At 59.9% G+C, this 17,768-nt stretch carries 14 protein-coding genes; 6 read left to right on the top strand and 8 right to left on the bottom strand.

Annotated features, from left to right (window positions below):
- Window positions 1–833 precede the first annotated feature (833 nt).
- On the top strand, window positions 834–1,325 hold the full coding sequence (locus tag FJ398_16140; GenBank protein ID MBM3839466.1) for an antitermination protein NusG: 492 nt from the start codon (window positions 834–836) through the stop codon (window positions 1,323–1,325).
- A 9-nt stretch (window positions 1,326–1,334) separates the two neighbouring features.
- Here the strand turns inward: FJ398_16140 and mnmA are convergent, their stop codons facing one another.
- The gene (mnmA, locus tag FJ398_16135; protein ID MBM3839465.1) at window positions 1,335–2,387 is read right to left on the bottom strand and encodes a tRNA 2-thiouridine(34) synthase MnmA; all 1,053 of its coding nucleotides are present in this window, start codon (window positions 2,385–2,387) and stop codon (window positions 1,335–1,337) included.
- Window positions 2,388–2,633: 246 nt separating this feature from the next.
- Between mnmA and FJ398_16130 the strand changes: the two genes are divergently transcribed.
- Entirely contained in the window at window positions 2,634–6,734 is a 4,101-nt protein-coding gene (locus tag FJ398_16130; GenBank protein ID MBM3839464.1) for a hypothetical protein, read from the top strand.
- 60 nt (window positions 6,735–6,794) lie between these two features.
- On the opposite strand, the gene FJ398_16125 is transcribed toward FJ398_16130, so the two are convergent.
- The 3 genes from FJ398_16125 to nagB form a co-directional block, all read right to left on the bottom strand.
- Window positions 6,795–9,071: a CRTAC1 family protein gene (locus FJ398_16125; GenBank protein ID MBM3839463.1), complete on the bottom strand. Its 2,277-nt coding sequence runs from the start codon at window positions 9,069–9,071 to the stop codon at window positions 6,795–6,797.
- Complete coding sequence (locus FJ398_16120) at window positions 8,992–9,222, bottom strand: DUF433 domain-containing protein (protein ID MBM3839462.1); 231 nt, start codon at window positions 9,220–9,222, stop codon at window positions 8,992–8,994. The genes FJ398_16125 and FJ398_16120 overlap by 80 nt, the downstream gene beginning before the upstream one ends.
- Before the next feature lie 194 nt (window positions 9,223–9,416).
- Window positions 9,417–10,202, bottom strand: a complete 786-nt coding sequence (nagB, locus tag FJ398_16115; protein MBM3839461.1) for a glucosamine-6-phosphate deaminase — start codon at window positions 10,200–10,202, stop codon at window positions 9,417–9,419.
- Window positions 10,203–10,324: 122 nt separating this feature from the next.
- On the opposite strand from nagB, the gene FJ398_16110 reads away from it, so the two are divergent.
- Complete coding sequence (locus FJ398_16110) at window positions 10,325–10,510, top strand: hypothetical protein (protein ID MBM3839460.1); 186 nt, start codon at window positions 10,325–10,327, stop codon at window positions 10,508–10,510.
- Between the two features lie 5 nt (window positions 10,511–10,515).
- Here the strand turns inward: FJ398_16110 and FJ398_16105 are convergent, their stop codons facing one another.
- From FJ398_16105 to FJ398_16095, 3 genes are all read right to left on the bottom strand, one after another.
- Window positions 10,516–11,589: a Gfo/Idh/MocA family oxidoreductase gene (locus FJ398_16105; protein ID MBM3839459.1), complete on the bottom strand. Its 1,074-nt coding sequence runs from the start codon at window positions 11,587–11,589 to the stop codon at window positions 10,516–10,518.
- Between the two features lie 118 nt (window positions 11,590–11,707).
- On the bottom strand, window positions 11,708–12,277 hold the full coding sequence (locus tag FJ398_16100; GenBank protein MBM3839458.1) for a Uma2 family endonuclease: 570 nt from the start codon (window positions 12,275–12,277) through the stop codon (window positions 11,708–11,710).
- Window positions 12,278–12,302: 25 nt separating this feature from the next.
- Complete coding sequence (locus FJ398_16095) at window positions 12,303–13,427, bottom strand: DegT/DnrJ/EryC1/StrS family aminotransferase (GenBank protein MBM3839457.1); 1,125 nt, start codon at window positions 13,425–13,427, stop codon at window positions 12,303–12,305.
- 126 nt (window positions 13,428–13,553) lie between these two features.
- On the opposite strand from FJ398_16095, the gene FJ398_16090 reads away from it, so the two are divergent.
- From FJ398_16090 to FJ398_16080, 3 genes are all read left to right on the top strand, one after another.
- On the top strand, window positions 13,554–14,108 hold the full coding sequence (locus FJ398_16090; protein MBM3839456.1) for a LemA family protein: 555 nt from the start codon (window positions 13,554–13,556) through the stop codon (window positions 14,106–14,108).
- A 7-nt stretch (window positions 14,109–14,115) separates the two neighbouring features.
- The gene (locus FJ398_16085) at window positions 14,116–15,432 is read left to right on the top strand and encodes a LemA domain-containing protein (GenBank protein MBM3839455.1); all 1,317 of its coding nucleotides are present in this window, start codon (window positions 14,116–14,118) and stop codon (window positions 15,430–15,432) included.
- A gap of 64 nt (window positions 15,433–15,496) precedes the next feature.
- Complete coding sequence (locus FJ398_16080; protein ID MBM3839454.1) at window positions 15,497–16,027, top strand: hypothetical protein; 531 nt, start codon at window positions 15,497–15,499, stop codon at window positions 16,025–16,027.
- Window positions 16,028–16,084: 57 nt separating this feature from the next.
- Here FJ398_16080 and FJ398_16075 read toward each other — a convergent pair whose 3' ends face one another.
- Window positions 16,085–17,410 carry a hypothetical protein gene (locus tag FJ398_16075; GenBank protein MBM3839453.1) on the bottom strand — a complete coding sequence of 442 codons (1,326 nt, stop codon included), beginning with the start codon at window positions 17,408–17,410 and terminating at the stop codon, window positions 16,085–16,087.
- Window positions 17,411–17,768: the final 358 nt, after the last annotated feature.

Raw genomic sequence — 17,768 nt, 5'->3', positions numbered from 1 at the left:
GTCGCGGAGGGCAAGACCTTCTGGCATCCGAAACGTAACCTGGAGCAATCCGGCGCCACTTTCGGACGTCCCGCAGATGGTTGGAGACAGAATGGCCGGAAGACCAAACGCAGCAATCAGGGAGATCGGCTTGGGAGCCACGGAGTTCATGCCGCTCGGAGGCCGAAGAGCCGCCCAAGACGAAGTCAGAGCACCCATAGTAGCGATGAAGCGAGTAATGATCGTGGAGGGAAGGGAGTGCAGGAAGATGGAAGGAAGCTGGCCCGAACGACAGGCCATAAACCGCTGCGAGTGCCTGCGCGGGCTGTGCCGCAGGGGAGTCAGCCAAGCGATGAGTTGGTTGAGACTGTTGAACGGAAGGCGGCCTTGGAGACCGCACGAAAGGTGCGCTCTCTCTCGTCGAGACCCCATCAACCGGAGAGCCGGATGCGGGAAATCCGCCCGTCCGGTTCGGAGGGAGGGGTGACGCTCGTGTGTCATCCCTACTCCTATCTTGCGCGCGATTCTTGAATCAGCCGTGACAGCCCTCAAGACCGACATGATCACGGTTGCTCACCTTTGCGGCGCGTGCTGTGATCACCGAGGACAGATTGGAGGTGCTCGTCGCTCGAAAGCTGGCTTTCAGGGCGCAAGAAAGGTATCCCCTCATGGGGATCGCTCCTGCCGAGCCGATGTCATTGAAGAGAAGCTCCGCAGGAGCGTCGCTCCACCGTCGTTAACTGGGGCGCCAAGAAGTCCTTTTCGCGCTTGCGTTCAACTCTGTGCTTTGCCACGTTTTCGGCCCGCGCGTCCAATCGGAACAAGAGTCCGCGCCCTAATTTCAATTGCAGCCCATGTCAGAAGAAGTCCTCTGGTACGTCGCTCACACGAGACCGCGTTGTGAGAAGAAACTCACGCAATATTGCCAACGGGAAGGATTCGACGTCACCCTCCCGCTGTTCCGCCACGTCCGAAAGTATCGCGGGAAGACCGTGACTTTCGAGAAACCGCTTTTTCCCGGCTACGTCTTTCTCAAACTTCTGCCGAATCATTCCCGGAAAGTCTATCAGAGCGATTACGTGGCCAATCTCCTCGACGTGCCCGATCAAAAGACCTTTGCCGAGCAACTCGGCGACATTCTCCGCGCGCTGGACACCAACCTGGAAGTGTGCCTGGCGCCCCACATCACGGAAGGATCCCGGGTGAAGGTCAAATCCGGCCCGTTGCGAGGCATGGAAGGTTTTGTCGAAAAACGGTCCGGCCAGGTGCTGGTTGTGCTCCGCCTCGATTTCATTCGCCAGGCTGCCGCGGTCAAGATTGAGGCTGGCAATTTGGAATTGATCTAATCGCGAACTTCATTCAATCACGCCGCCGCCCAGGCAGATGTCGCCTTCGTAGAAGATGGCCGACTGGCCAGGGGCGATGCCCTGGTCTTTGTTCCGCAGCGTGACTTGCCAGCGGCCTTCTCCGAGCGGATGAATCTCGCAATCCTCCAGGTGCGGGCTGTGGCGGACTTTGGTTTGAAGCGCGGCGACCGCCGGTTCTCCAGCGATCCAATGCACCGGGCCAACTGTGAATTTTTCCCGCGCGTGGGTGAGATAACTATCCGAGCGCGAGATGAAAACCTGATTGGTCTCAATGTCCTTCTTGACCACGTACCAGGGCCCGCCGCCCAGGCCCAGTCCTTTACGCTGGCCCACGGTGTAAAACCAATAGCCTTTGTGCTCGGCCAATTTCCGGCCTGTTCCCAGTTCGATCACATCGCCGACGCGCTCGCCCAGGTGATAGCGGATGAATTCCGGATATTTGATTTTTCCGAGGAAGCAAATGCCCTGGCTGTCTTTGCGATCCCGGTTCGGCAAGTCGAATTGCTCCGCAAGTTTCCGGACCTGGCGCTTGGTCAAATGCCCAATCGGAAACCAAAGGCGGCCAAGCTGGCTCTGGTTCAGCGCGTAAAGGAAATAAGTCTGGTCTTTGACGGGATCGGGTGAGCGCTTCAGAAGAAACCTGCCTGCACGCGCCTCGACCTGCGCGTAGTGGCCGGTGACAACTTTGTCGAAACTCGGATCGATGCGGTCGAAGAACAGGCCGAACTTGATTTGCTGGTTGCACAAGATGTCCGGGCTGGGCGTGCGCCCGGCGCGAAGTTCCTTCACCACGTGCGAGACGATCCGTTCTTGATACTCGCTTTGGAACGGGACGACTTCGAGCGGCACCTGGGCTTGATCGCAGACGGCGCGGGCGAACTTCAGATCGTCCTCCCACGGGCAACTCCCCAGGTAGGACAGTTCGTCTTCCAACCAGATTTTCAGGTAAAAGGCGGTGATGTCCCGGTAGCCCTCTCGTTTCGCCAGTTGAAGCGCCACGGAACTGTCCACACCGCCTGATAGCAGCACTGCGATTTTCATGACTGCGCCAGTGGACAAAATATAGCAGGAGGAAACGGAGGAAACAGAGCTAAAGTAATCCCCAGTTAATGACGGTGGGGCGAGACTCCTCCGAGCCAATGCCATTGAGGAAAGGCTCGGCAGGAAGTCCTCGCCCTGCCTGATTTGAGGGAGACCGGCCAGGAGTCCCCTGCTTCGCGCTAATGAACTCCCGCCCATCGATGTTTCGATTTGCAATTTGATCCGGTGTGGCAAAGCTCGGCGCACGTGACAACCTGCTCGGATGTGATGGATTGTTTGAACCGAGTTTGTGCGCAGACCATGAATCGATCTCCGTTGGTCGTGAACGCGTCGATGGTAGTGCGGTGCTGCTGCGCCGCCGCATCGATTGAAAAGCGGCTGCGCGGCAGCGCAGCCCTACCATCGTGCTCATGGGAAGCTTTCATGGTCGGATTACCATGCTGTCGCCACATGCGCCCGGTAGGGCGAGTCCGGCCCGGCGAGCCGCTCGATGGGCCTGGAATACGTCCGACTCGGCTCGCTGGGAACCGGCTCGCCCAACCGTTGACCTGGGTTGCAGGATTTCTCACCGCCTCCTCGTTGGTCTTGGGCGCGCAGGAGAGTTCTCGTTCGAACCCATTGTCGGTATCGCCGTCCGCCAGGAGCGGTTTTGTTTTGGTTAACTCGGTTGAGACCGGCGTCACGTTCACGAACGTGCTCACCGACGCTAAGGCGGCCGAAAACCAGATTCGCCTCAACGGGTCCGGCGTGGCGCTGGGCGACATCGATGGCGACGGCCTTTGTGATATCTACCTTTGCCGTCTCGAAGGGGCGAACGCGCTGTATCGGAATCTGGGAAACTGGAAATTCGAGGAACTCACTTCTGCCGCTGGCGTGACGTGCGATGATCAATACTCCACTGGCGCGGCTCTGGCAGACCTCGATGGCGACGGCGACCTGGATTTGCTGGTAAATGGAATCGGCGCCGGCACACGGCTCTTCGTCAACGACGGGAAAGGGAGATTTGCCGAAGCGACCGATTCAGGGCTGTTGCGCAAGTTCGGACCGACTTCGCTGGCCCTGGCCGACATCGACGGCGACGGCGACCTTGATCTCTACGTGACGAATTATCGGACCACCACGATTCGGACCACGGGCTTCGCCGTGCTCAATATCGGAGGCCGGCGCATGATCCGGCCGGAGGACCGCGATCATCTGGAGTACACGCCGGAAGGCCGCGTGCTTGAACACGGCGAACCGGACATCCTTTACCGGAATGACGGACACGGCCGATTCACTCCGCTGTCCTGGACGGACGGGACTTTTCTGGACGAGGACGGCAAGCCGCTCGCCAGGCCGCCGTTTGATTGGGGATTGACGGCGATGTTTCGCGATCTCAACCGCGATGGCGCACCTGACCTTTATATCTGCAATGATTTTCAATCCACCGACAAGGTTTGGATCAATGACGGCCAGGGCCATTTCCGCGCGCTTCCCCGACTCGCGCTGAGAAAAACTTCGACGTTTTCCATGTCGGTTGATTTCGGCGACCTGAACCGGGACGGTCTGGACGACATTTTCGTGGCGGACATGCTCAGTCTGAACCACGCGCGGCAGCTCATGCAATTCGCCGAGTCCGCGCCGTATCATTCGCGCGTAGGCCTTTTCGACGACCGGCCCCAGGTTGACCGGAACACCCTGCAATTGAACCGCGGCGACGGCACGTTCGCCGAGATCGCCACCTACGCGGGCCTGGAAGCCTCCGATTGGACGTGGTCCACGATACTCATGGACGTGGATCTGGACGGTTATGAGGACATTCTGTGCTCGACGGGACACATGTTCGACACCCAGGACCTCGACGCCGAAGCGCGCATTCAAGCCAAAGGTCCCTGGCGCCGCGACCTGATCCCGCAAAAGCTTCTTATGTTTCCCAGAATGCAGCAGGCCAAAGTGGCTTTCCGCAATCGCGGCAACTTGACATTCGAGCGGGCGGAAAAGCTCTGGGGCTTCGATCAAATGGGGGTCGCCCACGGCATGGCGCTCGCGGACCTCGACCATGACGGCGACCTCGACGTGGTGGTGAACAATCTGAACGCGGCGGCGGGACTCTATCGGAACGAAGCGGCCGCGCCGCGAATCACGGTTCGGTTGAAAGGAACGCAGCCCAACACGCGCGGCGTCGGCGCCCGCATTCGCCTCCTCGGCGGACCGGTCGAGCAAGCGCAAGAGATGAGCGGCGGCGGCCGTTATTTGTCCTGCGACGACGCGACGCGCGTGTTCGCAGTGAGAAGCAGGACAAATGAGTTGACGATCGAAGTACTCTGGCGAAGCGGGAGACGGAGTGTGGTTGAGCGCGCGCAGGCGAATCATGCGTATGAGATCGATGAGGCGGCGGCCTCCGTAGCGCAGGCTTTCCAGCCTGCGGGTTCTCGCGACTTTCCAGTCGCGAAAACCAGTGACACCGGGCTGGAAAGCCCGGCGAACCGGCAGGCTGGAAAGCCTGCCCTACGAATGAAGGCGCTCTTCGAGGATGCCAGCCACTTGCTCGACCACGCCCACAGGGACGAGCCGTTCGACGACTTCGCGCGCCAGCTTTTGCTGCCCTGGAAACTCAGCCAGCTCGGGCCGGGTGTGTCCTGGTTCGATGTGAACGGGGATGACCGCGATGATCTGATTATTAGCAGCGGCAGAGGCGGATCGATGGCGGTTTTTGTGAACGACGGCAAGGGAGGATTCCAGCGGCTCATGAGCGCTCCGGTGAACCAGCAGGTGACTCGCGACCAAAGCGGCGTCCTCGGCTGGGCCAAGGCTCCTGGACAAGTGGTCTTGCTCGCGGGCGCGGCCAACTACGAAGACGGACTCACGAACGGCGCCATGGTCCGACAGTTTGACCTGGCAGCGAATGCCGCGCAGGATGCATTTCCAGGTCAATCAAGCAGCGCCGGCCCGCTCGCGATGGCGGATGTGGACAACGACGGCGATTTGGATTTGTTCGTCGGCGGCAGGAGTATTCCGGGGCGCTGGCCCGAATCCGCCAGTTCGTTCCTGCTGCGCAACTCCGGTGGGCGACTCCAGTTGGATCCGGAACGCTCGCGCGTTTTCTCGCGAGTTGGTCTGGTCAGCGGCGCGGTCTTCACGGACCTGAATGGCGACGGCGCGACGGATTTGGTCCTGGCTTGCGAATGGGGACCGCTGCGGATTTTCCGAAATGAAGGCAGGACCTTTAAGCCCTGGGAATGGCCCGTTACGGCTCGGCCCGCTTCTTCGACGCTTCACGCTTCACGCTTCACGCTACGCGACCTCACCGGTTTCTGGTCCGGCGTCAGTGCCGGCGACTTCGACGGCGATGGCCAGTTGGATTTGATCGCGTCGAACTGGGGATTGAACAGCCCATATCAATCGGCCCAGCAAGCAAGCGAAGCCCTTGCCTTGGGTTTTTTCCGGACGGGAACGAAACCGGCGAATTCCAGTGGAGCGCTGATCTACTACGGAGATTTCTTCGGAAATGGAATGCTCGATTTGCTGGAAGCGTGGTTTGACTCGGGGGCAAATCGAATCGTGCCGACCCGAAGCCTCAACTCCGTGGTTCAAGCCATGCCGGTTCTGCGGGAGCGATTCCAGACCTTCGCCACCTACAACACCGCCGCCGTCCCGGAAATTCTGGGCGAAGCCTTCAAGAAGCTCGCGCCTTTGCGCGCTGCCTGGCTGGCGTCCACGGTTTTCTTGAATCGCGGCGATCATTTCGATCTGGTTTTGCTTCCGCCGGAAGCGCAATTCGCACCGGCCTTTGGAGTGACGGCGGCTGATTTCGATGGTGATGGGAACGAAGACGTCTTTCTGGCTCAAAATTTTTTTCCGGTCCAACCCACGGCTTCACGGCTCGACGCGGGCCGCGGAGTCCTGTTGGTAGGTGACGGTCGTGGTGGGTTCGCTGTGCGCTCCGGGCTGCAAAGCGGGGTGTTCGTTTACGGCGAGGGCCGTGGCGCCGCCGTGGCAGATTACGACGGCGATGGCCGGGTCGATCTGGCCGTCGGACAAAATGGCGCGGCGACGAAGCTATTTCATAATGTGGGCGCAAAGCCCGGATTGCGCGTGCGCTTGAAAGGTCCGCCGGGCAATCCTCACGGCATGGGCGCCGCCATCCGCCTGATCGATGCCGGCGGGCGCAGCGGACCCATCCGCGAGATTCATTCCGGTTCGGGCTATTGGTCGCAGGATAGCGCGGTGGCTGTGCTCGGCCAAGCCGCGGAGCTCGCAAAACTTTGGGTGCGCTGGCCGGGCGAAAGAATCACGGTCTTGGATGTGCCCGCCGGCGCGCGCGAAATCTCAGTAAGCGCGGACGGGAAGATGCAAGCGGCGGACTGAATCTGGCGCGCGACGTTGCCAGGCAACTCTGCAACCGTCGCGACACGGAACTTCGAGCTTTCAATGCCCGTGCGCGTGGGCGCTTGACTTGAACTTGAAGGTCTTGAGCGGCACGGGCGTCGCTTTGGCGTCTCCTTCGCGAACCAGATAACACTGGTTCTTTTCGATCCCGGTCAGCTTCTGCCGAATGCCGGAGGCCGGCCACCAGATTTCGACGCTCTCGATGGCCGCGGCTGTTCCCAATCCAATTTCCTGGCGCAGCGGCGACGCTCCGAACGTGGCGCCGGAGTTGACCGTCTTGTGGATCGCGCGCGTCCCTTCCGCCGACACCGCGTTCACTTGGATGCGCGCGCCGATGGCCGTGCGATTCGATTTCACGCCAACCAGCTTCAACTTCAGCCAATGGTTGCCGTGGCCTGGATTCTCAAAGAGGGCGTTGTAGTAAGTGTCCCCTTCGTAAGCGCCGCCGATGGACGCGTAGATGTCCTGGTCGCCGTCGTGATCGAGATCGCCGAACGCGATGCCGTGGCCTTTTTGGAGATGCCCGAATCCGCCCGACGTCGTCACATCTTGAAAACGGCTTCCGCCGGCATTGCGCAGCATGCGATTCGGAACAAGCATGTTGAGGTCCGGAGCGCCCGTCCCAAGATAGATGTCCAGAAACCCGTCGTTGTCGAGGTCACCAAAGTTGGCCGCCATCGCCAGGAGCACGCGATAAAGCCCGCTGGATTTCGTCACATCCGTGAAGGTGCCGTCACGATTGTTGCGATAAAGCCGGGCCCGTTCCGCACCGTGCGGCAAGCCGAGGTAATCCGCGGCGACACTCCCGACGTTCTTGACGCCGTACCCGCAGGAAAACAGATCGAGCCATCCATCATTGTCGTAATCAAAAAAGAAAGAAGGAAAGCTAAAGACGGGCGCGAACACGCCGAGTTCCTTTGACACATTCGTGAACTTCCAGGCGCCTTTGGCTGACTTGTCCGGGCTTTGCGGTCCATCGTTGCGGTAAAGAGAATTCGGCTGGCCGCGGCAGGAGACGTAGATATCCGGCCATCCGTCGTTGTTGTAATCGCCGCTGTGCACCGACTTGATCAGGCCAAGCGCGCCGATTCCAACGTCCGCTGAGATTTCTGTAAAGGTGCCGTTGGCGTTGTTGCGAAAGAGTTCGCAGCGGTTGGTGTCGCCCGGCACGGTTTCGTTGCCGATGAACAGATCGATCCAGCCGTCGTTATTGAAGTCGAGCCAGGTGCCGGTTTGCGTGGGGCGAAAACTCAGAAGGCCGGCTTCTTCGGTCACGTCGTCGAACGTTCCGTTCCCGTTGTTCCGGAGAAGCGAGTTCGGATGGTGGCCTTGTTTCTCAAACCACGCGCCGCGCAGCACCAGCACATCGAGGAAACCGTCATTGTTGTAATCCGCCTGGATCATATTCAAACCGCCCAGCTCGCCGACCAGCCCGGCGTCTTCAGTGCGCTCGGCGAATGTGCCGTCTCCTTGGTTCCGGAACAGCCGCAGTTGCTCGCGCAGTCCCATTCCCGAAATCAGCAAGTCGAGAAAGCCGTCGTTATCGAAATCGTCCATGACGACGCTGCCGGCCAGGTCGTTGAGGTCCACGCCCAGTCCACGCGCAATGTCCGGGAAGCGTTTGATGTCGTGCTCGGAGTTGAAAACCCTGGGCGGGATCAGGAACTTGGACGGCACTTTGTCCGGGTATTCGCCGAGCGTCATGTAGGCGAGGTTGAGAAGCCATCCGGTGCGCAAGTCGGCGGGGTTCTTTTCCAATTGTTCCAGCAAATACGGGAGGGCGCCCCGGGAGCCGCGCGGAATCTTGTGAAAACCGCCCGGCTGAATCGGCATCAGACAGGAATCAATCGTGTGATTCGCCAGACAATTCTCCTGTTCGCCCAGGCGAAGATGCGACAACGCCGCGTTCATTCGCACCAACTCGACCTTGTCATCGCTGAGCTCGATGCGATTGGTTTTGATGAAGCCGAGCAACTGGGAGAACTGGGCGACGGCTTGCTCGCTTTCGCCGGCGTGAAGCAGTTCGTGAGCGAATTTGTAGCGGAGGCCGACGATTTTCGGGATGTTCTCGCGCGTGAGAGGCTCCGCGAGCGCGTCCTTCAGTTGCTTGCCAAAGATCTCAGCCGCGCGGCGATTCAGGAAAGGATTCTGAAGCGGGTCCGCTTCCTGAGCGAGGCGTTCCAGGCGCTCTGCCATGCGCCGCGTCGATGGCGCAAGGTACGGGGCCGCCTCAGTGTCATCGATGAATCCAGCGAAGCAAAATGACAGAAGCGCGATGAGCCTGAACCGTAGCGCGCCTGAGGATAGGTGTGGCATAGCTGAAATCTACCCGGGGTTGATGACCACGAAAGCTGTAATTGTTCCCCAGATACTCGAACAAGGTCTTCACGGGGACGCGGGTCCCTTTGAAGACCGGTGTGCCGCCCAAGATGTTTGGATCAACGGCTGGCAACTCGCTGGCCTTCATGCGGAGCAAATTATCACATCTCCTCTAAAGGTGTAAACGGCCTTCGGCCCGTTCGGCACACCATAGAACATCAGGCGGGTTGGGGCTGGCAGGCGCCGAAGCCACGTGTCCGTTCCGTTTTGGAATTCGGGCCGTAACGAAAAGTGACCACCGGCATCCGACTTTTCGGGGCAGGCAGGATGCCTGCCCTACGTTTACCGAAATTCCGACCACTCGGGTTCGTTGTCGAATATCCAGCGATAGTACTCGGCGCCCTGGAGTTGACCGGCCGCCGCCTCATCCACGACGACCGTGCAGCGCGGATGCAACTGAAGCGCCGTCGCGGAGATCATGGCCGTGATCGAGCCTTCCACGGCTTTGGCGACGATGTAGGCCTTGTCGCTGCCGGTGGCGAGCAAGACACAGCGGCGCGCGTCCAGAATCGTGCCCACGCCCATCGTGATGGCGCGGCGCGGCACCTGGTCTTCGGAACCGAAGAACGCTGCGTTTTGCTCGATCGTGGCCGGCGTGAGCGCCTTCACGCGCGTGCGGGACCGCAACGCGGAGAGCGGTTCGTTGAAGCCGATATGCCCGGCCTGGCCGATGCCGAGCAGTTGGAGATCGATCCTGCCGAACTTGGCAATTGCAGCCTCATAATTGCGGCATTCGGCGTCGAGATCGGGCGCCTGGCCGTTCGGCAGGTGTGTGTTCCGCGGATCGACGTTTACAAGGCGAAACAGCCGTTCGTTCATGTAATGCCGATACGAATGCGGATCGTCCGGCGCGAGGCCGACGTATTCGTCGAGGTTGAACGTGGAGCAAAGTGAGAAATCCAGTTTCGTTTCCCGATGGATGCGGACCAATTTGGAATAGACCGATTCCATCGTCCGGCCCGTGGCCAGGCCCAGCACCAAATGCGGGTTCGCGCCCAGTTCCTTGGCGATCAGCCGTGCCACTAACTCGGCTGCCGCATCGGCGTCAGGTCGAATAATGACTTCCACGGCGCGGAGTTAATCAGGAGAGGAGAGGATTCGACAGAAAGAAATTAGATGCGGAGGACGGCGTCGGATAAAGCCAGACTAACTGGTCCTGACTTGTGGCGCTGGCGATTTAACCGTTGCACATGAACCTGGAGAAAATCCGAAGGCGCGTGAAAGGTGGATTTCGGCCTTTCGTCCTGAGAACGTCAGATGGTCCCGAATACGCCGTGCCTCACCCAGAGTTTATCGCCATTGGCAAATACGACCTCGCGGTCGTGGACAAGGACGGCGATATCGACATTCTCGATCCCCTCCATGTTGTTTCCTGACCTGTTCAGATCAGTCCGAATTCCTTCCGATTCTGCTCGCATGACGCGAGCACAGGGCAGTCGGCGAGTTTCGCCTTGAGGAGCGCTTGCTCGTCCATTCCAGTCGTGAGCGGGAGGGCGACCTGGCCGCCTTCAGCAGCGCTGCGTTGGAGCGCGAGCATGATTTCGGCGCCCAGGCAGGCATGCTCGAAATTGCAGGGATGAACCTTCTTCTCGTCGTCAAGCCAATCGGCCATCTCCTGAATGTAAGGCGGCATGTCGAGGTCGTAATTCATCGCGCCTTCGCCGCTTTGATGGCCGCCGCGTTGGGTCACCGCGCGCCAACCGCCGTTGGTGAGAACTTCCGCGAACCCTTCGGTGCCTTGTGCGCCGAGGCGGTTCTTGCCCCACCACTTCGCCACCTCTGGTTGGTCGGGCGCCCCGGCGCCGACTTCGTAAATGCCGCGCACACCGTTGGCGAATTGGACAAAACCTCCGAGATAATCCGGCGACGGATGGTTGTCCGTGAATTTGTGGCGGCCTGCGGCCTGGGACATCACCCACGCGCCGGGCGTGTCATTGTTGAACCAGCACGTGTAGTCGATCAGATGCGAAAGCATGTGGGTCATCCAACCGGTCGCGGTCCCATAGACGGTGTGGACACGCCCCAGCGCGCCGCTGGCGGCGATCTCTTTGACCTTGCGGTAATGGACGCCGTAACGGTGCTGGTGGCTGACCACCGCTTTGACTCCGGCCTTCCGAACCAGATCGCGAATCGCGAACAATTCGGCGCTGGTGAGCGCGACCGGTTTTTCAAACGCGATCAGCCTGGCGCCGCACTCAATGCCGAGTTTGATCAAATCGAGGCGCACGCTCGGCGGGGTGCAAAAGCAGAAAACGTCCGGCTTCAGGGAAAGCGCGAGTGCGCGGGCGTCGCCGCTGCCTGGAACATTCCCCAGCTTTCCGAGCGCACCCTGCAAACGGGCGGAATCACGGCTCGAAATGCCGGCGAGTTCGAAGCGCGGATTCGCCTTGAAATATGTGGCGTGGTGCAAGCCGCGCTTGCCCACGCCGGCCACAAGGACCGTGTATTTGTTCATGGTGTAATCGAGGAGTTGAACCAGAAGCAACGGAGGCCGGGAGGCCTCCGTCCTCAAGCAGCCATTTTGGGGAACGTCTCGACTCTGCGTTCATACAGTTAGAGAGTAATCGCGGGTCTTACAGGGCTAAGTCGCTCACGGCCAACGAGGCGTCAGGCAGACCCTGGATCGCAATGCTCGCACCGGCTCGATGGCGCGTCATTTCCGTGTAAGCACCCTGCACCGGCAGGCGAAAGACATGGACCGACTTGTCGGACAAATCAACCAGCCACACTTCCGGAATGCCCACCGCAGCATAAAGCGGGATTTTCTCTTCTCGATCAAAAGCGAGAGTGGTGTCCGCCACCTCCACGATCAACAGAACGTCTCCGGGTTCCGGGTGCGCGTTCGCGCAAAAGTCCGGGCGCGGACGGAGCAAGGCGAGGTCTGGTTGAGGCTCGCTGAATGGATCAAGGGCAACCGGATCCTGCACGGACACAATGCAGCGACCTCTGGCCAAGTGCGTAAAAAGCTGGTTGAGTCGTTTGACGGTGCCCGCGTGCACAGTTCCAATAGGCATTTGGGTAGTGATTTCCCCGGCGATGAGTTCAACGCGATCGTCTTCTCCCAGGATTCCGGCCTCGGCAATCGCGTGATAGTCCTCACGGGTGAAGCGATGCGGAGGCGCCAAACGCACCGGCCGAACCATTGGGGGCGGAGTCGTCATTCGTCATCTAACCCTGCGCCTTGTCCCATTCCTTCACTTTGGCGACGACGCAATCGACTTCCTCGGCGGTCAGTTCGGGATACATCGGAAGGCTGATGCACGAAGCGGCGTTGCGTTCGGCGTTGGCCACGGAGCCGGCAATGCGCGCGCCTTTGCCCCAGGGATAACCGGCCTGCTGGTGAATCGCGATCGAGTAATGTGTCTTGGCGTCGATGCCGGCGTCGTTCAGGAATTTCAGCAGCGGGTCGCGCTGTTCGGGCTTCTTGGTTTCGATGATGTAGAGGTGGTAAATGTGCCGGTAACCGGGCAGTTCGACGGGCAGATCGAAATGGCGGCAACCTTTCAAGCCCGCGGTATAACGCGCTGACCATTGGCGGCGCAGATCATTCCAAGAATCGATGCACTTGAGTTTCGCGCTGAGCACGCCCGCTTGCAAGTCGTCCAGCCGGCTGTTGAATCCGAAGCTGTGGACGTTGCGGGCGTTCGAGCCGTGGTTGCGCAGCTTGCGAACGCGCTCGTCGATCTGCGAATTGTTGGTCACCACGGCGCCGCCGTCTCCGAAGCAGCCGAGATTTTTCTGGATGATAAAGCTCGTCGCCGCCGCGTCGCTCAAGTGGCCGATCTTGAATCCGGGCCCGCTCGCGCCAATAGCCTGAGCATTGTCTTCGATCAGATGCAGCTTGTGTTTGTCCGCGATTTTCTTGATCGCGGGCATGTCGGCGCACTGCCCGTAGAGATGGACGGGGACGATGGCTTTGGTCTTGGGCGTGATGGCCGCTTCGATCTTCGTGGGATCAATGCACTTCGTCTTCGGATCGCAATCGACGAACACCGCGGTCGCGCCTGCGATCCAGATGGCCTCCGCCGTGGCGAAAAACGTATTCGGGTGCGTGATCACTTCGTCGCCCGGCCCAATGCCGAGCGCCATGAGGACCAGCCAGATGGCATCGGTGCCGTTGCCGACGCCGATGGCGTGTTTCATGCCGTGATAAGCCGCCAGCTCGGATTCGAATTGCTTGAGCATCGGGCCCATGACGTATTGGCCGCTGAGCAGCACTTTCTGGATGTTGCCGTCAATTTCCTTCTGGATATTGCGGTATTGCCGGACGTGACCGTAAAACTCAACCTTCATAGTGTGGGAAAGCTACGCTGGCGCTTCCGGGAAAGACAAGGACTTTTCCGCTACCGTCTCCAATCCACCCCCCACTTTGTAGTTTTCGCGGAGTGATCGCGGGTTACACTGCGATTCATGACACCATTGCTCATCGTTCTCGGTATTCTCCTCGGCCTCGCGCTTCTCGTTGTGCTTTGGCTGGTCGGCATCTACAACGGCCTGGTGCGGCTGCGGCAAGCCGTGAAAAACGCGTGGGCGCAGATTGATGTCCAACTCAAGCGCCGCCACGATCTCATCCCGAATCTCGTCAACACGGTCAAAGGCTACGCCGCGCACGAGAAGGACACATTCGAGCGCGTTGTCAACGCCCGCGCCAAAGCCACCAGCGCCACGCTGCCCGCGGACAAGATCAAAGCCGAAGGCGAACTGACCGCGGCGCTGGGAAAACTGCTCATGGTGGCCGAGGCCTATCCCGAATTGAAGGCCAACACGAACTTCCTCCAATTGCAGGGAGAACTGACCTCGACCGAAGACCGCATCGCCCTCTCGCGTCAGACTTACAATGATGCCGTCACGCGCTACAACACGGACATCCAGGTGTTCCCGAACGTGGTGGTCGCCGGGATGATGGGCTTCAAAGAAGAACCGCTCTTCGAGACACCCGCCGAGCAACGCGAAGCGCCCCAGGTCCAGTTCTGACCCGCGGATGTCCGACTTTGCACCTTTTATCCCGTGGATCGGCCTGGTGCTGGGCGCGCTTTGCATCTTCGGCTCGCTGCGATCGGGCAAACGCAAACGGCTCGTCGATGATACACCCACGTCCAAGACGACGGGCGTGTTTATCGGTTTGGTCGAATTGAAAGGCACGGCGGAGACGGGGCAGCCGTTGATGAGTTTCCTGGCGGAGCGCAAATGCGCGCATTATTCCTGGAGCGTGGAGGAGCATTGGAGGCGGACGGTCACGGAGACCTACACCGACAAGGATGGCCGCACCCGCACCCGCACCCGCGTGGAGACCGGCTGGACGACGGTGGCGAACGGCGGGGAAACAATTCCGTTCTACCTTAAGGACGATCTGGGAGCCATTCTGGTGCGCCCGGATGGCGCCGAAATCGAGGCGCAGCAAATTTTTGCGCGGACGTGCGGCGCCGGGGATCCGCTTTACTACGCCAAGGGACCGCCGGGGGCGATCATGAACTCCACCTTCACGAGACGGTTCACGGAGACGGCTATTCCGTTGCACGCGCCGCTTTACGTGATGGGGCAATCGCGGGAACGCAAGGACGTCGTGGCGCCCGAAATCGCTCACGACAAGGCCGCGCCGATGTTCCTCATCTCCGTGTGCACCGAGGAGCAAGTCAGCCGCGGCTTCGCCTGGGCTTACTGGTTGTGGGGATTTTTCGGCATGGCGTTGGCGATTGCCGGATTTGTGATCCGCGATGCCGAGTCCGGATTCGATCCCGGCGCGCGCCTTTTGGGGTACGTGCTGATCGGGAGCGGCTTCATCCTGGCCTGGATGCTGGGCTGGGCGTGGATGGTGTTCAACAGTCTCGTGGGCCTCCGCCAACGCGTGCGGCAAGCCTGGGCGACGCTTGACGTGCAGCTCAAGCGGCGGCACGACCTGATTCCAAACCTCGTTGAAACGGTCAAGGGCCTCCGCGATCATGAAAGCAATCTGCAAACCGAACTTGCTGAACTCCGCAGCCAGGCCGCGGCCACGCCTCCAGGCGCTGCCGGTCCGGATTTTCATGGTCTGGCGAAAGTGACGATTGGCATCGCGGAAAGGTATCCGGAGTTGAGAGCGCAGGAATCGTTTCTCGAACTTCAGCGCGAACTGGTGAACACCGAACAGCGCATCGCGCTCGCGCGCGGTTATTTCAACGAGATCGCCACCTTCTACAACATGCGGCTGGAGATCATCCCCGACCGCTTCATCGCCCCGATCGCCCGGTTGCAGCCGCAAACGCTGCTCGCCGCCACGGACTTCGAGCGGGCGCCGGTGGAAGTGCAGTTTGCGGAATGAGGCAAAGGATTCCGTAATGTCAGCCCCGGTTGACTTCGAAGTCGGCCTAAGCTAACAAGACGCCATGTTCTCGCTCCGAAAAATTCTCAATCGCTCGATTCCATCCTTGCTGTTCGCCGCTTCATTCGCTGGCTATGCCGCCGAGGCGCCGGCGAGGTTCAAAGTCGGCGAGTTCAACTTCACGCGGCCTGCCAAATGGGAATGGGTCGAGGTGACCTCCGCCATGCGCAAAGCGCAGCTCAAGGTCGTGGATGAAAAGACCAAGGGCGCCGGCGAAGTCGTTTTTTTCGCGGGCAACATGGGCGGCGTCCAGGCCAATGTGGAACGGTGGTTCGGCCAGTTCCAGGATGGGCGCGAGAAGAAGACGGAGGAGGTCGCCGTTGGAAAACACAAGGTGACTTACGCTTCGATCCAGGGAACGTATCTCAGCGGTATGCCGGGCGGTCCCAAAACAGCCATGAAAGATCACGCGCTGCTGGGGGTGATTGTGACCAGTCCGCAGGGCGACATTTATGTTCGCCTGACCGGGCCGGTCGCGCTGGTGAAAGGGGCCACGCCGGAATTCAAGAAGATGATCGAAGACGCGCTGAAGTAGGCGCTCAAGAATCTCAATTTGAAATTTCAAATTTGAAATTCGCCCGCCAGGGCGCGGTCACTCCTGCACGATCCCGAACTCGCAATTGTAGTTCTTCCCGCAGCGCTGGCAGATCGCCTCGACGATTTCCATCTCCGGCGTCCACGAATAGAGGTGATCGCAGTGGGGGCATTTCACGAGATGGCCCTTCTTCTTCTGGCGGTAGTCGGCCAGAAAGGACTGGGCGGGGGAGTCGGGATCCGCTTCGTTGACCAGCGTCAGCGCCCGCAGCTCAAAACTGCCCGCGTTGGCCAGCCGCATCGCCTGGGCGTTGATGACCGATTCGAAGCAGTTTCGCACCAGACGCGCATTGCCGAAATTGTCGGCGCGCTCGCGATGGAGGAGGGTAAAATGATGGAGAATCTTTTCTTTAAGGCCGGGCGTGAGCGCCAGCCCGTTCTTCCAGCACATCAGGCAAAAAATCCGGCAAAGCTCCTGGGGCGTGTAATCTGGAAACTCGATGAACCGCGTGAAACGGGAGTGGAATCCGGGGTTGGAATTGATGAAGCGTTCCATCTCCTGGGTCAGGAATTCATAATACAGCACCACCAACGGCGGGAGCTTGAGCTTGCCCACCACCTGGACGATGTCGTTGAACGCATGGTCCAGTCCCTGGCGGACGTAGTCGCCGCCGACTTCATGCAGCTTCGTGATCTTGTCTTTGGAGTTGTCGAGGTATTCGGTGATCACGTCGCGCAGGTGGATGCCTTTTTCTTTGACGTGGCCGCGATTGAGCGCGAGGAGCCGGACACGATGTTCGCGGCGGAACAAACCAACGAATCCGTTGACCATCTCGTCGGTCCGCCCCGTGTACAGGCAGGCCATCCAGAATTGGGCCGAGGCATCGGTCGCCAGGGAGAAATCCTGCAGCGGAAAAAAGACCGACCAGGCGCCGCCGACAATTTTTCGGAAGGCATCGTAAAGGGACTCCAGCAAATCCACGGTTCCCTTCGGCGTTTTCTCGTAGGAAAGCTGCGGCGGGGTCAGAATCTCCAGCTTCTCCGCGAGCAGCTTGGCGCTGAACAAGGCTCTCGCCAGTCGTTCGACGGAAGCGGCGTCGCAGCCGGTGACGTAGCCGACATCGGGGATTTTAGGAACGAGCTGCTTGAAGGCGGTTACGAATTGCGTGTCGCTGCCGATGATCTTCGCCGCCTGTTCATCGTTGATCAGCCCGGCGCTCTGGAAGTGGGAAACGATATCGAGCGTGCCCTGCTTGTTGAAATGGGCGAGCGTGGCGTAGTCCCACGATTGCGCGAGGCGACTCTGGGGATCGCCCATGATCGAAGCCAGCACGCAACCGGGCATCAACGGGTTCGTGGCGAAGTTTCTGACCAGAGCTTTCATCGGAGATCAGCGATTCGCTGCACCGCCTGAAATCCTAAGAGCGTGTCCGAAAATTCCGCGGGGTCCTGTTTTCGCGCCAAAGGCCGGATGGCGAGGCGCAACGAAGGAGAATATCCTCCCTGGATCTTCGACTGAGGAGCAACGAAGCCAGGCGGCCTTTGGCGCGAAAACCCTCCGGGCGGCGGGTCTTTTGTCCGTGGCCTGCGTTGGCTCGGTCCTTACAGCCCGCGGTGGGGATGCTCGGACCTCGCCGCCTTGGCCACAGCCAAAATCCCTCGCCGCAGGACCCCGCGCAATTTTCGGACACGCTCTAAGCCAGATTTCCGAATTTACAATTCACCAAAATTGCATGCCTCAG

It is taken from the genome of Verrucomicrobiota bacterium (assembly GCA_016871535.1).
GTDB lineage: Bacteria > Verrucomicrobiota > Verrucomicrobiia > Limisphaerales > SIBE01 > VHCZ01.
The sequence above is the reverse complement of the archived record's forward strand: the minus strand, read 5'-3'. Positions and strand labels throughout refer to the sequence as shown.